Here is a 14,462-nt window from a genome sequence, read left to right on the forward strand (position 1 = left end):
GGATTGCCGGGGGGCGCTTTGCGCCCCTTTCGCGACACAAGGCCGCTCCCACAGGGTCTGTCACAGCGTTCAAGTCTGCGTAGTACCTGTGGGAGCGGCCTTGTGTCGCGAAAGGGCCGCAAAGCGGCCCCGGCAATCGTGAATCAAACGCCAGGTGCGCTGGGTGCAAAGGTGCCCTGTCGGCGGCGGTTGACGAAGAAGTAAGCCGCATAGCACAGGGCAATGAAGCCAAAGCCCCAGTACAGCGACGGCCGTTGGGTTTCATCCAGCGCCAGGAACACGAACAGCGAGCTGCACAGGGTGATGCACAGCAGCGGCACCAGTGGGTACAGCGGCGCCTTGTACTTCAGGTCCTGCAATTGCCCGCCGTCACGCAACCAGGCCTTGCGGAAGCGGTACTGCGCCAGGGCGATGACGATCCAGGTTACGGTGCCGGACATGCCACTCACCGCCATCAGCACCATGAACAGCGTGTCAGCCGCGATGAAGCTGGTCATCAGCGAAACCAGCGCAAAGCACAGGGTGATGCTCAGCGCCCGCAGCGGCACGCCACGCTTGCTCAGCGGCGACAGGCTTTTCGGTGCCATGCCCGTCTTGGACATGGCCCAGAGGATGCGCGTGGAGGCATACAACCCGGAGTTACCCACCGAGAGGATGGCCGTGAGGATGACGAAATTCATCAAGTCGGCGGCGTAAGGGATGCCGACCATGTCGAACACCTGTACGAACGGGCTCTCCATCAGCCCGGCCTGCTCGTACGGCACAATGGCCGACAGCACGGCAATCGCCAGCACATAGAAGATCAGCACGCGGAACACCACGTTGCGCACCGCCCGCGGGATGCTCTTTTCCGGGTGTTCGGTCTCGCCCGCCGCCACCCCCATGATTTCGCAGCCCTGGAAGGCATAGACCACGGTCATCATCACCGCGAACACTGCCGACAGTCCGTGGGGGAACAGCGACTCGCCCACCAGGTTGTTCAGCATCGGTGCGGGTGCCCCGCTGCTCAGGGGGATGGCACCGAAGATCACCAGCAGGCCGATGACGATGAAGCCGAGGATGGTGGCCACCTTGATGCCTGAGAACCAATACTCGGCCTCGCCAAAGGCACGCGTGGCCAGGGCGTTGAGACCGAACAGCACCACCACGAACAGCGCCGACCAGTACCAGATCGGCACCTCCGGGAACCAGCGGGTCATCAACATGCCGGCAGCGGTGAACTCCAGGCCTACGGTGGTGGCCCAGCTCATCCAGTACACCCAGCCGATCATGAAGCCGGTGGCCGGGCCGATGTACTTGGTGGCGTGGGCCTGGAACGAACCGGACACCGGCATCTGCACCGACAGCTCGCCCAGGCAGACCATCACCAGGTACATCAGCAAGCCCGCGACCAGGTAAGCCAGAATCGCGCCCACCGGCCCGCCCTGATTGATGGTTACGCCCGAGCCCATGAACAGGCCGGTTCCAATGACCCCACCCAGCGACAGCATGAAGATGTGCCGGCTTTTCAGCGCGCGGGTGAGCTGGATCTTTTCAACGTTGTCAGTCATGGCACACCTCGCCTTTGCGGCCGGTGCGTGGGAGGGTTCGAATGAGGGGCTGAGCGCTACGGCATGTCATTATTCTTGTCTCCAATAAGCCTCATGGACCGTGTGCAACACGGTTGCCATGGATTATTGGAAACGGATGTAAGGCGCCGTTGTACGAACGGATCGAAGATGTAAAAAGTCGTAAGCTTTTTGTACGTCAGCGCTGAATCAGCTGTTCCAGCGTGGTACTGGCCTGATCTAGCTGGGTGGTCAGCGGCTCGCCGAGGGCTTGCATGGCCTGTACGTCATGCTGCCGGGCCGCCTCCTCCAGACCACGCAACACCGTAGCCAACCCGGTAAACCCCAGGGAATCGCAACTGCCAGCCAGGCGGTGGGCCAGGTGCAGCACTTCGGTGAAGTCCTGGGCGGGCAGCGCCTCGGCCAGCGCCGTGGCGTGCTGCTGCAGTGACTGGCGCAGGACCTCCAGCAGGCCTTGCAACTTCTGCTCCCCCAGCAGTGAACGGTGGGTGTCGAGCAATGACCAGTCCATGTCTGCGCCCGCGCTGGCCACTTCACCGGGCGCTACGTCGGCCAACGCCTTGCGCAGATTGTCCAGCCGCAAAGGCTTGGCCAGTACGCCCTGCATGCCAGCGTCCAGGTAACCCGCTACCTGGCCCGGTTGCACGCCGGCCGTCAGCGCCAGGATTCGACTGTGGCGGTTCGGCCCAGGCGAGTTACGCAGCTGTCGGCACAACTCCACCCCGCTCATGCCCGGCAAGTGCACGTCCAGCAGAACCAGGTCGAAGCGCCGCTGCGCGCATGCCTGCAGCGCTTGGCCGGCGTCTTCGGCAAAGCTCACCCGATGACCATCGCGCATCAGCAGGCCGCCGGCAACCTCGCGGTTCAGCGCAACGTCTTCGACCACCAGGATGTCCAGGCTGGGTAAGGGCGAAGCGGCTGGTGAACCCGCTGAGACAGGCTGCCCGCGAGCCATGTCGAGCTCGAACCAAAAGCAGCTGCCCTGCCCTTGAACGCTCTCAAGACCGATACTACCGCCCAGCTTTTCCACCAGGTGCTTGCAGATCGCCAGGCCCAGGCCAGTGCCGCCATAGCGCCGGGTCACAGCTTCGCTGGCCTGGACGAAACGGTCGAAAATCTTCGCCTGAACAGCGGGCTCGATACCGATACCGTTGTCACTGACCGACAGCCGCAAGCGCTGCGAGCACTCGTTACTGGCAAGCACCTGCACCGTAAGCCGTACCTGGCCGTGCTCAGTGAACTTGATGGCATTGGCCAGCAGATTGCTCAGCACCTGTCGCAGGTACTGCTCTGCGCCGTACTGGTACGCGGCCAGTTGCTCATCGACCTGCAGTTGCAGGGTGTCGGCATTGTCCATGGCCATGGGTTCGAGCAGCGCCAGCACTTCCTGGCACAACTGACGCAAGGAAAACCCCACCCGTTCGGCGCGGCTCTCGCCTTCTTCGAGCCGGGCGAAATACAGCACTTCATTGAGAATCGCCAACAGCCCTTCGCCTGCCTTGTACAAGGCCTCGACACGCTGGCGGTCGGCCACCTCCAGGCGCCCGCCGCGCAGCAGTTCGGCCATGCCCAGAATACCGTTGAGCGGCGTGCGCAATTCATGGCTCATGGTCGCCAAAAAGCGCGACTTGGCCAGGTTGGCTGCCTCGGCCTCGTCCTTGGCACGCGCCAGGCTGGCTGTACGCCGCTCGACCATGGCCTGCAATTCGTCGCGTTTGCCCTGCAGTTCCAGGCGGTCGCGCTCCCGGCGCTCGATATCGCTGAGGATGGCGCGACGCATATCGTCCAGGGCATTGGCCACCGTGTCGATTTCGTCAGGGCGCGATGAACGGCGGCGGTCCAGGCGCAACGGCTGGTGCCACTGGCCGGCGCCAATGCGGCGGGCGAATTCGGCCATCACTTGCAGGTGGCGGGTGACCAGGCGGTAGAACAGCCCGGACAGCGCCACTGCCAGGCCGCACAGAAATACGCCCATCCACAGCAGGCTGGCAAGGCCCGTGGCGTAAAGCCGGCGGTGTACCGCGCCAAGGTCGATGCTGACTTCCAGCTCGCCCAGATGCCTCACCGGCCCCGAGGGCGGCTGATAGTCGAGGGGGAAGCGCTCGATGCGCAGCGGCCCTTGGGGGTCGGCCTGACCGCGTAACAACGGGAAATCATCACTGACCAGACGCACCCGCGCCACATCGGAAAAGTCCACCAGGCCGCGCAACTGAACGTCCAGCTGCGCCTCGTCGAGGTCCCACAGGCTGCGCTCCAGGCTGGCCAGGTAGCCGGCGCGGATCAGCGCCATGCGTGCATCAATATCGCGCATTTCGCGACGGTACTCGAAGTACAGCTGCACGCCGCTGGCCAACACAGTGAAGCACAAACTGAACAGCAGGATGAACAGCAGCAGGCGGCGCAGCAGGCCATCGGTGCGCAGGCGGATCATCGTGCATCCGCCGGCAGGTTGATCATGTCGCGGTAAGTGACTTCACTTTGCTCCAGCCACCGCGCAATCTCGCCCGCCTGGTTCATCTGCTGCAACTGCGCGTCGATTTCACCCATGTGCTGGCTCAAGGGTGACTGTCGCGAAACCGCCACTCGCAGGTAGTCCACGCTCAGTGCCGTGGGCAAGGCGCGAATATCCTGCGCTCCGGGCAGGTGTTCGATGAACAGCAGCCCGGTGCGCCGCTCCTGAATCACATAGTCGATGCGCCCGCGGATCAGCTTGCCGAAGTTCTGCTGGCTGGACGATACCCGCTCAATGTTCTGGTGGCGGGCGACGAAACGGTCGAATTCGGCGCCATAGCTTTCACCGTACAGAAGGCCGCCGCGGTAGCCCGCCAGGTCCTCCAGCTGCTGGAACTGCACCGGTCGCTTGCGGTTGTAGAACACGGCCACTTCCTCGCGCACCACCGGCACCGTGGAAAAACGCATGCGCTGGTCACGCTGGTCGCTGTTGTAGGCCAGGACCACGTCCACGCGCCCGGCGGCGGCGTCCATCAGGCAGCGCTTCCAGTTGCCCAGCACCACGGTTTGCACCTCGTAGCCCATGCGCGCGAACAGTTCGCGCACCACGGTTGGGGCCAGGCCACGCACCTGGTGGCCGTCGCTCCAGGAAATGGGCGGGTACACCGGGTAGTCACAGTAACGCACCGGCTCACTGGCACTGGCGTGCAGGGTGGGCAACGTCAAGGCCAGCGCCAACCGCCAGGCGCGATGAATCATGCTGCCACGCTGGCGGTGAACAGGTAGCCGGTGCCGTGAATGGTGATGATCAACTGCGGTTCGGCCGGGTCGTCATGCAGCTTGCGCCGCAGGCGGCCGACCAGCACGTCGATGGAGCGGTCGTTCGGCACCCACTCGCGGTTGCGAATCTGATCCATCAACTGGTCGCGGCTGAGGGTGTGGCCGCTGTTGCGCAGGAACACGCTGAGCAACTGGAACTCGCCGTGGGTCAGCAGGGTTTGCCCGCCACGGGCGTCGATCAGGCGCCGGCGGTCGGTGTCCAGTGCCCAGTCAGCGAACTGCTTCAGCGATTGCGCGCAGGCCGGGGCGGGGTGCGCTTCGCGGGCATGGCGCACGCGGCGGATCAGGTTTTTCGCCCGGGACACCAGCTCGCGGGGGTTGAGCGGTTTGATCACGTAGTCATCTGCGCCGCATTCCAGGCCAACGATGCGGTCTATATCGTCATTGCGCCCAGTGACGAGGATGATGCCCACCTCCGAGCGCACCCGCAGTTCGCGGGTCAGGGTGAGGCCGTCCTTGCCGGGCAGGCGAATGTCCAGCAGCACCAGGTCGACATCCTGGCTGGCAAGTAGGGCTTCAGCCCTTTCCGCTGTGTCGGCGCAGTGTACGTCATAGCCTTCCTGGGACAGGTAGGCCTGCAGCAAGTCACGAATAAGCGGATCGTCATCGACGATCAATACCCGAGGCGTCATTGCGTGTTGTCTCTTTATTATTGGTGTTGTTCTACACACTCGCGACAGCAGCGTACTCGTTACTGAACAGGTGATCAACAGCCCTCGGGCAGGCTGAAGCGCTTCCGGCCACCGGCCTGCAAGCCGTCGACCCAGGCCTCGCAGATAATCACACCCTGCTCGGGGCTGAAGGTGCCGGGGTTCAGGCCCGACTCCAGCCACAGGCCGTCGAGCAAGGCGCTGAGGCTGATGGCCGCCAGGTCGGCATCGAAGCCCTGCCAGCCCTCCTCTTCGGCCAGGCTTGCCAGTAGTTGGCCAAGTTCGTTGCGGTACTCGCCGTAGGAGTGGTCGTGCACCTGGTTGATCGCATCGGCAGTCTTTACCGCGCCCCAGAAGGCCAGCCAGGCATCGAGCAATTGCGGGTCGAGCAGCTCGGCGCAGAACGAGGCACGGAAGAATGCCGACAACCGCTCGCGGGCATTGGGCGCAGCTTGGGCCATGGCCTCGCGCAACAGGCCCATCACCCGACCGGTGACGGCCATGTAAGCCTCCGCCACCAGTTCATCCTTGCCGGCGTAATGATGGCTGATCAGCCCGACCGAGACCCCGGCCTCGGCCGAAATCTTGCGGATCGAAGCACCCTGGAAACCATGGCGTTTGAGGCACACAAGGGTCGCCTCGACCAGGTTGGCTTTGCGCAGTTCCGGCAGCATGCGGTGGTAGCGGGCGTCCTGAGTCATCAGTGGGTCTCTGGTTAGGGGCTGGACTGAACGACTGTACAACAAGCCAGACTGCGTGATAAACCCTAAACGCCAATGCCCGGCCGGGCCCCCTCACAACAATAAAAGCGGCTGCCATGAACGACCTGATCACACGCGAACTGGACCAAGGCCTGCTGACCCTGGCCTTCAACCGCCCCGACAAGCTCAATGCCCTGAACACTGCCATGTACCAGCTGCTGGGCGACCTCTTGCTGGCGGCAGGTGAAGACCCCGCTGTCGATGCCATCATCATCACCGGTGGGCCGCACTGCTTCAGCGCCGGCAACGACCTTCGCGACTTCCTCGACAACCCGCCCAGCGACCTGGACAGCCCGGTGTTCCGCCTGATGCGGGTGGTCATGGGCCTGGACAAGCCGCTGATCGCAGCGGTCAGTGGTGCGGCGATCGGCATCGGAGCCACCCTGTTGCTGCATTGCGACCAGGTGCTGGTCAGCCGCTCGACCAAGCTGCGCATGCCTTTCGCGCCATTGGGTGTGTGCCCGGAGTTTGGTTCCAGCCTGCTGCTGCCGCGTGTGCTTGGCCAGGCCCGGGCGGCGCGCTTGCTGCTGACCAATGCATTGCTCGATGGCGAACAAATGGTGGCCTGGGGGCTGGCCAATGAGCTGCATGAAAACGGCGAACAGTGCCTGGACGCTGCCCGCACGCTGGCGCGGCAGCTGCAAGGCTACCCCCAGGCGGCGCTGCGGATCAGCAAGCGGCTGCTCAAGGACAGCCAGCGGGCGGAGCTGGAGGCCACGGTGGCGCGGGAAAGCCAGTTGTTCATCGAGTGCTTGCGTACTGAAGAAGCGCGGGCAGTGCTGCGAGGGCTTATCAAGGATTAAATGGTCGGGCGCGGTCTTTATGGGCGCAACTGTCTTGCTCAAGCGTTGTTGCTAGTACCCGGTCATCTCCAGATACCCGCGCCCGCCCGCACTCCCGTTCAAGCGTACCGGCCCTTCCCAATAGGGGAACCGTGTCTGCATCCATGCCTGCGACTCCACGGCATCGACCTGCACATCCACCCCATGCTCCGGCACTTGCACCCGCCAGCGCGTGGGCACCTGCTTGCCGTTTTTCTGCGCAGACCAGGCCAGCGCCTGCAGCTGGATCTGTGCGGCGTCCAGCGCCACCACCTCCCCTTGTGGTCCGACCCAGGTCCCGGCGCGGTATGGTTCCCCGTGGGCCTCCCGCACCTGGAACAGCATCAGCTTGGCGCCACTGTCCAGGTGCAGGGAAAACCAGTCCCAGCCGGTCTGCCCGGGCGCCAGCGGCTGGCTGCTCCATTCCCGGTCCAGCCAGGCCTGCCCGGTCACCGCGATGCACAGGCTGCCACGCTGGACGTGCCCCTGGACGTGGTAGAACGGCTGGCTGTAATAGTACGAAGCCTGGCCCTTGCCTGATTTTTCGCTGTAGCCCTGCTCACCATGCAGCACCAAGGGGAGATCGCTGTGCAACCGCAAGTCATAGCGAAACCCGTCGCCACTGGCGACCATCTGCAGGTGTTCAGTACCGCCCGGGCCCTGTAACACCCAATCATTGATCCATGCGCGAAACGGCTGGGCCTGCACGCCGGCCTGGCCGATCCCACCCCGCGCCAGGGTTTCAGCAGCCTGATGGCCACCTGGCCCGGTCAGTGCTGCATGGCCCATCCACAGGTTCGGGCTGTTCCAGCCGGTGGTCTCCGGGCCGGGGCGCAGGGCCGAGCGGAACAGTGTCCACTGGGCGCCCCAGTCACGGCCCTGGGTGTCCTTGAGGTTGGCGGTGACATACCACCACTCGATACGAAAGCCGTCGTGAGGGCCGTGATCCTGCGGGAATACCAGACGATGATCGCGGGTCACCTGGCTGAAGTCGCCAGCCTGCTGCCCGAGCCCGGCATAGCTTTGCGGTGCTGGCTGATCACAGCCGCACAACAACCCGCTCAGCAACAGCCACGCATTAAGCTTCATCGGCCAACGGCCTCAACAGTTCGCGCGGCTGGCGGCGCGCCAGCTGCCACAGCGGCCAGGCACAGGCCATCAGGCTGGTGAGCATGCCCAACACGGTCAACTGCAGCAGTTGCACGGGGAACACATAGAGCGGCAAACGCCAGCCGAATGCCTGCACGTTCACCACCGCGACCAGGCACCAGGCCAGCAGCAACCCAAGCGGGATTGCCAGCAGCACGGTGAGGCTGCTTAGCATGAGTGTCTGCCCCAGGCTCAGCCAGACCAGTTGCATGCGTCGCACCCCCAGCGCCCATAGCGGTGCCAACTGGCCCAGCCGGGCCTGGCCCAGGGTCAGCAGGTTGATGAACAACGCCACACCGGCCACGCCAAGGGTAAGGCTGTTGAGGGCTGCGGTAGCGGCAAACGTGCGGTTGAACACGTCGGTCGACCAGCGTTTCAGGCGCGCCTGCTCGACCACCCGGCTGTCATCCAGGGCAAAGTGCTGTTGCAGCGCGGCCTTGAGCACCGGCACCCGTTCAGCGCTCAGGTCGACACTCAAGCCGGCCAGGGTTGCCTGTGGCCAGTGGGCGCGCAACCAGCCGGCATTGACCAGTACATGCCCCTTGGGGTTGCCGTAATCGGCATAGATCCCCACCACGGGCAAGGCTGGCGTGTCTGCAAGCAACTGCAGGCTGTCGCCCAGTTGCAGGTTCAGTCGCCTGGCCAACTGTTCACTGAGCATCACGGCTTGTCCGCTGCCCAGTTGCTGCCAGGCGCGCGATTGCTGCTCCAGCAATGGCCAGCGCGTTCGATAGGCGGGGTGATCGACAATGCCCTGCACTTGCACCGGCCAACCTTGCAGCTGCATGTCTGCGCGCCAACCGGGCAGAACCACGCTGGCCACAGGCTGCTGCTTGAGCCACTCGACTATCTGCAAGCCTTGGGCCGTATCCCGTGGGGTGACATACAGGTCGGCGGAAAGGCGCAGGTCAAGCCAGCCGACAAACGTCTTGCGAAAACCCTCGGTCATGCTGCCCACGCCAACACTGGCAGCCAGCGCCAGTAAAAGCGCGACCAACGCCAGGCTCAGGGCTGGCAGCTGCTGGCGGCTGTCGGCAACGAACCATTGCGCCAACGGCCGCTGGCACCGACGCGCCAGCCAGGCCAGTACCCGATCGAGCAAGGCCGGCAACAGCAGCGCCGCCGCCAGTAGCAACCCTGCCAGCAGGCCGAACGCGCTGAGCAGGCCAGCCCCGAATACACCACAGCCCAAGGCCAGCAACAGCAGCAGGCTCGCCAGCAAAGCCTGCCGTTGCAACCACGGCCCCTGCGCCAGTCGCCAGGCCTGGGGTTGCGCCAATGCCAGCAAAGGCAATCGGGCAGCACGCATTACACTCTCCAGGCCTGCCAGCAATGCCCCGAGCACACTCACCAGCACACCCAGCAGCCACCACCCCGCCGGCAGGCTCAACGTGCCGGCGACCTGGGCGCCATACAGGCCACGCAGGCTGGCAGCCACGTCGGGCAGCAGCCACGCGGCCAATGCGTAACCACTGGCCACCCCGGCCAGCCCTCCCAGTACCGCGAACAGGCCCAGTTCCAGCACCAGGGCACCCAGCAGGGTCTTCAGGCTGACGCCGCACGCGCGCAGGTTGCGGATCAGCCCACGGCGCTGTTCCAGCGCCAGCCCGATCGCGGCGTGGGCGATGAACAAGCCGACGACGAACGCCAGCAGGCCGAGCGCGGTCAGGTTGAGGTGGAAGCTGTCCGTGAGGCGCTGCAAACCGCCATCGTCCTGCCGCGGTTGCAGTTCAAGATAGGCGGCGATATCCGCAGGCAACGGCCCAGGCGTACCAGCCAGCAGCAGACGCGACAACTGCCCGGGTGCGTTCAGCAACGTCTGCGCGTGGCCGATGTCCACCACGATGACCCCAGGTGCCAACGCAGGCTGCAAAACCAATGGCGGCAGCAACTGCCCATCACTGTCGCGGGTCGGCTGCCCGGGGCTTGTGTTCAGTTGACGCAAGGTATCTGGCCCAACCCAGGCTTGCCCGGGCGTGCCGATGAACGCTTGCAGGTCGAATGCCTGCACCTGCACCCCGGCAATGCTGCTGGCAGGCGGCAGGCTCAACGGCTCGATGCCGAGCAGTCGCACACTGCGTGCGGGCTCGCCCGGCAAGCGCAAGCGCCCTTCCAGCAGCGGCGAAACAGCCCAGCCCAGCCTGCGCAGTTGCACGTACAACGCCTGATCGAAGCGCTCGCCATTGCGCGCTATCAGTTGCGCCTGCAGCGGCCCGGTCAATACCGCGCTGGCCCGGGCATAGTCGCTGCGTGCCTGGCTGTTCAATGCCTGCACACCGGTCCACAACGCCGTGGCCAGCCACAGGCCCGTGAAGATGCTGAAGCATTGCACACGGTGGCGCCGCCAATGGCTGAGCAGCGCCAACAGGGCCAGCGACAAAAGCTTCATCAGCCCTGCTCGGGCCGCACACGGCCAGCCCGCAGGTAGCAACGGTGCTGCAAACGCGCCGCCAGCCGCGGGCTGTGGGTCACCATCAGTACCCCGCTGCCGGCTTCGGCGACCAACTGCAGTAACAAACTCAGCACCTCGTCGCTGCTGGCCTCATCAAGGCTGCCGGTCGGTTCGTCAGCCAACAGCCAGGCTGGGCGCCCGGCAAGCGCACGGCCGATGGCGACCCGCTGCTGTTGGCCGCCAGACAGTTGTTCCGGGTAACGCTCAAGCAGGTCCGCCAGGCCCAGGCGCTGCGCCAGGTAAGCCGCCCAATGCGGATCATGCCGGCCGGCGAGGCGGGCCTGGAAAGTAAGGTTCAGGCCCACGTCCAGGCTGCTGATCAGGTTGTACTGCTGAAACACCAGGCCAATTCCCTCCCGCCGCCACTGCGCCAGCGAAGCTTCCGAGCGGCCGTCAAGCGGAACATCGTCGATCAGAATACGGCCGCTGTCCGCGCGGTCCAGGCCAGCCACCAGGTGCAGCAAAGTGCTCTTGCCGCTGCCCGACTCGCCCATCAGCGCCAGACTGCTGCCACGCGACAGGCGCACGTCGACCCCCTGCAAGATGGGGAGCGGGCCTTGGGGGGTGGGGAATGATTTGTAGAGATTTTCGATGGCTAGCATCGAGTGGCCTTGATGGGTGGGATGTCCCTTTAGGCATAGCAGGTTCGGCCAGGCCTGCCCTGCACCGGCCGCATTGATCGATTTCGCCGCTGCCTTCCTGTTCAGACGACGTGCTGCTGCAGCCGGTCCTCTCATCGCAGGAAGGCTTAACAATGGATCCACTAAAAACCGATAATCGCACAGAATCCACCTTTCACGAGCAAAATACATTGACCACGCAAGGCGGTCGCAGCCTTAATGGATCCATTAAATAAAAACAAAACCCCGGAGAGCCCATGTACCCCAAAAACACCTGGTACGTCGCCTGCACCCCTGACGAGATCGCCACCAAACCCCTGGGCCGGCAGATCTGCGGGGAAAAAATCGTGTTCTACCGCGCCCGAGAGAACCAAGTGGCCGCCGTCGAGGACTTCTGCCCGCACCGCGGCGCACCGTTGTCGTTGGGCTATGTCGAGGACGGCAACCTGGTGTGCGGCTACCACGGTCTGGTCATGGGTTGCGACGGCAAGACCGTGTCGATGCCGGGCCAACGGGTGCGTGGCTTCCCCTGCAACAAGACCTTTGCGGCCGTCGAGCGCTATGGCTTCATCTGGGTCTGGCCCGGCGACCAGGCGCAGGCCGACCCGGCGCTGATTCCGCATCTGGAATGGGCGGTGAATGATGAGTGGGCCTACGGCGGCGGGCTGTTCCACATCGGTTGCGACTACCGCCTGATGATCGACAACCTCATGGACCTCACCCATGAAACCTATGTGCACGCGTCCAGCATCGGCCAGAAGGAGATCGACGAGGCACCGCCGGTCACCACCGTCACAGGCGACGAAGTGGTCACCGCCCGGCACATGGAGAACATCATGGCCCCGCCCTTCTGGCGCATGGCCTTGCGTGGCAACGGCCTGGCCGACGATGTACCGGTGGACCGCTGGCAGATCTGCCGTTTCACCCCACCCAGCCATGTGCTGATCGAAGTGGGTGTAGCGCATGCCGGCAAGGGCGGCTACCACGCCGAGGCGCAGCACAAGGCGTCGAGCATCGTGGTCGACTTCATCACCCCGGAAAGCGATACCTCGATCTGGTACTTCTGGGGCATGGCGCGCAACTTCGCTGCGCACGACCAGACCCTGACCGACAACATTCGGGAAGGCCAGGGCAAGATTTTCAGCGAAGACCTGGAAATGCTCGAACGCCAGCAACAGAACCTGCTGGCCTACCCCGAGCGCAACTTGCTGAAGCTGAACATCGATGCCGGCGGCGTGCAGTCACGCAAGGTACTGGAGCGGATCATCGCCAAAGAGCGGGCGCCGCAGCCGCAACTGATCGCCACCAGCGTCACCCCTGCCTGAGGAACAGCCGACATGATCGATGCCGTAGTGGTCTCCCGTAACGATGAAGCGCAGGGTATCTGCAGCTTCGAGCTGGCAGCGGCAGATGGCAGCCTGCTGCCGGCGTTCAGCGCCGGCGCCCATATCGACGTGCACCTGCCCGACGGGCTGGTGCGCCAGTATTCGCTGTGCAACCACCCCGAAGAACGCCATCGCTACCTGATTGGCGTGCTCAACGACCCGGCGTCACGGGGCGGCTCACGTAGCCTGCACGAGCAGGTGCAGGCCGGTGCCCGGCTGCGTATCAGCGCGCCGCGCAACCTGTTCCCGCTGGCTGAGGGTGCGCAGCGCAGCTTGCTGTTTGCTGGCGGCATCGGCATTACCCCGATCCTGTGCATGGCCGAGCAGCTGTCCCACAGCGGCCAGGCCTTCGAGCTGCACTACTGTGCCCGCTCCAGCGAGCGGGCGGCGTTTGTTGAGCGGATCCGCAGCGCGCCGTTCGCTGATCGGCTGTTCGTGCATTTTGACGAGCAGCCGGAAACGGCGCTGGACATCGCCCAGGTGCTGGGCAACCCGCAAGACGATGTGCACCTGTATGTATGCGGGCCGGGCGGGTTCATGCAGCATGTACTGGACAGCGCGAAGGGGCTGGGCTGGCAGGAGGCCAACCTGCATCGCGAGTACTTCACCGCCGCGCCGGTAGATGCCAGCAACGACGGCAGTTTCTCGGTGCAGGTGGGCAGCACGGGGCAGGTGTTCGAGGTGCCGGCCGACCGGACCGTGGCGCAGGTGCTGGAAGAAAACGGAATCGAGATCGCCCTGTCGTGCGAGCAAGGTATTTGCGGCACCTGCCTGACACGCGTGCTGCAGGGTACACCGGACCATCGCGACCTGTTTCTCACCGAAGACGAACAGGCCTTGAACGATCAGTTCACGCCCTGCTGCTCGCGCTCGAAGACGCCGCTGCTGGTGCTGGACATCTAACCCGGCTTACGACGAGGGCAGGATGACTTTCATGCCCGCGTCCGCCGCTGCCCCGCCAAAGGTTTCGGCATAGCGCAAGGTGGCATTGGCGTGCTCGCGCATGATCGCTTCGGCGCGGGCACCCTGGCGGTTGACCAGGGCGTCGAACACGGCGTGATGTTGCATATGGGCGAAGTTGAAGCGCCGGTACTCGCGAGCCAGATCATGGCGGTCCACCGCCAGTGCGGTGACCGAGGCGAATGGCAGGTGATCGTTGCGCGCCAGGGCAACGGCAATGGCCGGGTTGTGGCTGGCGTCGATGATCACCTGATGAAAGCGCATGTTCAGGTCGTGATAGACCTGCAAGTCGTCTTCGCTCACAAAGCCCTTGTCGAACAGCTGATCGCCGTCGACCAGGCATTGTTGCAGCGCAGCGCGTGCTTGCACCGACAAGCCACGTTCTGCAGCCTGACGCGCAGCCAACCCCTCCAGCACACCGCGCACCTCGACCGCACCCGCGATGTCATCGGCGCTGACCGAACGCACCTGAAACCCCCGGCCGCCAAAGCGCACCAGCAGGCCTTCCTGTTCGAGGGTGCGAAATGCCATGCGCACCGGCATGCGTGAAACGCCGAACAGTTCGGCGGTTGGGACTTCCATCAAGCGCTCGCCGGCCGCCAGCTCGCCCGAAGCGATCATCTTGCGCAACGCAACCAGCACCATTTGACCGGGTTTGCTCATCCAGGCAACTTCCAGAGACATGAGCGGGCATCTTAGCGCAAGCCGTGGGGTAGTTGCTGGCTGTGTAGGAGCGGGTTTACCCGCGAAGCAAGCAACGCGGAACATGGCACCGGCTGCGCCGGTGTTCGCGGGTAAACCCGCT

Annotated in this window: 12 protein-coding genes; 3 read left to right on the plus strand and 9 right to left on the minus strand. The window is 64.4% G+C overall.

Features of this window, described 5'->3' with window-relative positions; translation table 11 throughout:
• Window positions 1-143: 143 nt before the first annotated feature.
• The 5 genes from LVS58_RS06430 to LVS58_RS06450 form a co-directional block, all read right to left on the minus strand.
• Complete coding sequence (locus LVS58_RS06430) at window positions 144-1,550, minus strand: amino acid permease (RefSeq protein ID WP_233690352.1); 1,407 nt, start codon at window positions 1,548-1,550, stop codon at window positions 144-146.
• Window positions 1,551-1,746: 196 nt separating this feature from the next.
• On the minus strand, window positions 1,747-3,999 hold the full coding sequence (locus LVS58_RS06435; RefSeq protein ID WP_233690353.1) for an ATP-binding protein: 2,253 nt from the start codon (window positions 3,997-3,999) through the stop codon (window positions 1,747-1,749).
• Window positions 3,996-4,778 (minus strand): substrate-binding periplasmic protein, encoded by a 783-nt coding sequence (locus tag LVS58_RS06440; protein ID WP_233690354.1) that lies wholly within the window; start codon window positions 4,776-4,778, stop codon window positions 3,996-3,998. The genes LVS58_RS06435 and LVS58_RS06440 overlap by 4 nt, the downstream gene beginning before the upstream one ends.
• A complete protein-coding gene (locus tag LVS58_RS06445) occupies window positions 4,775-5,491 on the minus strand; it encodes a response regulator (RefSeq protein ID WP_003256139.1) in 717 nt (238 codons plus the stop codon). The genes LVS58_RS06440 and LVS58_RS06445 overlap by 4 nt, the downstream gene beginning before the upstream one ends.
• 74 nt (window positions 5,492-5,565) lie before the next feature.
• On the minus strand, window positions 5,566-6,210 hold the full coding sequence (locus tag LVS58_RS06450) for a TetR family transcriptional regulator C-terminal domain-containing protein (protein ID WP_233690355.1): 645 nt from the start codon (window positions 6,208-6,210) through the stop codon (window positions 5,566-5,568).
• A 116-nt stretch (window positions 6,211-6,326) separates the two neighbouring features.
• Here LVS58_RS06450 and LVS58_RS06455 point away from each other — a divergent pair, with 116 nt between their 5' ends.
• Entirely contained in the window at window positions 6,327-7,073 is a 747-nt protein-coding gene (locus tag LVS58_RS06455) for an enoyl-CoA hydratase-related protein (protein WP_233690356.1), read from the plus strand.
• A gap of 51 nt (window positions 7,074-7,124) precedes the next feature.
• Here the strand turns inward: LVS58_RS06455 and LVS58_RS06460 are convergent, their stop codons facing one another.
• From LVS58_RS06460 to LVS58_RS06470, 3 genes are read right to left on the minus strand one after another with little or no spacing between them, the layout of a single operon-like run.
• Window positions 7,125-8,180, minus strand: a complete 1,056-nt coding sequence (locus tag LVS58_RS06460) for a lipocalin-like domain-containing protein (protein ID WP_233690357.1) — start codon at window positions 8,178-8,180, stop codon at window positions 7,125-7,127.
• A complete protein-coding gene (locus tag LVS58_RS06465; protein ID WP_233690358.1) occupies window positions 8,170-10,629 on the minus strand; it encodes an ABC transporter permease in 2,460 nt (819 codons plus the stop codon). Before LVS58_RS06465 ends, LVS58_RS06460 begins: the two co-directional genes overlap by 11 nt.
• Window positions 10,629-11,294 (minus strand): ABC transporter ATP-binding protein, encoded by a 666-nt coding sequence (locus tag LVS58_RS06470; protein WP_233690359.1) that lies wholly within the window; start codon window positions 11,292-11,294, stop codon window positions 10,629-10,631. The genes LVS58_RS06465 and LVS58_RS06470 overlap by 1 nt, the downstream gene beginning before the upstream one ends.
• Window positions 11,295-11,569: 275 nt before the next feature.
• Between LVS58_RS06470 and LVS58_RS06475 the strand changes: the two genes are divergently transcribed.
• Window positions 11,570-12,637, plus strand: coding sequence for an aromatic ring-hydroxylating oxygenase subunit alpha (locus LVS58_RS06475; RefSeq protein WP_233690360.1), 1,068 nt, complete (start codon window positions 11,570-11,572; stop codon window positions 12,635-12,637).
• A 12-nt stretch (window positions 12,638-12,649) separates the two neighbouring features.
• Entirely contained in the window at window positions 12,650-13,600 is a 951-nt protein-coding gene (locus LVS58_RS06480; protein ID WP_233690361.1) for a PDR/VanB family oxidoreductase, read from the plus strand.
• Window positions 13,601-13,606: 6 nt separating this feature from the next.
• On the opposite strand, the gene LVS58_RS06485 is transcribed toward LVS58_RS06480, so the two are convergent.
• Window positions 13,607-14,320 carry a GntR family transcriptional regulator gene (locus LVS58_RS06485; protein WP_003256147.1) on the minus strand — a complete coding sequence of 238 codons (714 nt, stop codon included), beginning with the start codon at window positions 14,318-14,320 and terminating at the stop codon, window positions 13,607-13,609.
• Window positions 14,321-14,462: the final 142 nt, after the last annotated feature.

The organism is Pseudomonas sp. JR33AA, assembly GCF_021378985.1.
In the GTDB taxonomy this organism is placed as follows: Bacteria; Pseudomonadota; Gammaproteobacteria; order Pseudomonadales; family Pseudomonadaceae; genus Aquipseudomonas; species Aquipseudomonas alloputida.

Coding starts and splice junctions, on each gene's coding strand:
- LVS58_RS06430 (WP_233690352.1), bottom strand. CDS start 1,550: ATGACTGACAACGTTGAAAAGATCCAGCTCACCCGCGCGCTGAAAAGC.
- LVS58_RS06435 (WP_233690353.1), bottom strand. CDS start 3,999: ATGATCCGCCTGCGCACCGATGGCCTGCTGCGCCGCCTGCTGCTGTTC.
- LVS58_RS06440 (WP_233690354.1), bottom strand. CDS start 4,778: ATGATTCATCGCGCCTGGCGGTTGGCGCTGGCCTTGACGTTGCCCACC.
- LVS58_RS06445 (WP_003256139.1), bottom strand. CDS start 5,491: ATGACGCCTCGGGTATTGATCGTCGATGACGATCCGCTTATTCGTGAC.
- LVS58_RS06450 (WP_233690355.1), bottom strand. CDS start 6,210: ATGACTCAGGACGCCCGCTACCACCGCATGCTGCCGGAACTGCGCAAA.
- LVS58_RS06455 (WP_233690356.1), top strand. CDS start 6,327: ATGAACGACCTGATCACACGCGAACTGGACCAAGGCCTGCTGACCCTG.
- LVS58_RS06460 (WP_233690357.1), bottom strand. CDS start 8,180: ATGAAGCTTAATGCGTGGCTGTTGCTGAGCGGGTTGTTGTGCGGCTGT.
- LVS58_RS06465 (WP_233690358.1), bottom strand. CDS start 10,629: ATGAAGCTTTTGTCGCTGGCCCTGTTGGCGCTGCTCAGCCATTGGCGG.
- LVS58_RS06470 (WP_233690359.1), bottom strand. CDS start 11,294: ATGCTAGCCATCGAAAATCTCTACAAATCATTCCCCACCCCCCAAGGC.
- LVS58_RS06475 (WP_233690360.1), top strand. CDS start 11,570: ATGTACCCCAAAAACACCTGGTACGTCGCCTGCACCCCTGACGAGATC.
- LVS58_RS06480 (WP_233690361.1), top strand. CDS start 12,650: ATGATCGATGCCGTAGTGGTCTCCCGTAACGATGAAGCGCAGGGTATC.
- LVS58_RS06485 (WP_003256147.1), bottom strand. CDS start 14,320: ATGAGCAAACCCGGTCAAATGGTGCTGGTTGCGTTGCGCAAGATGATC.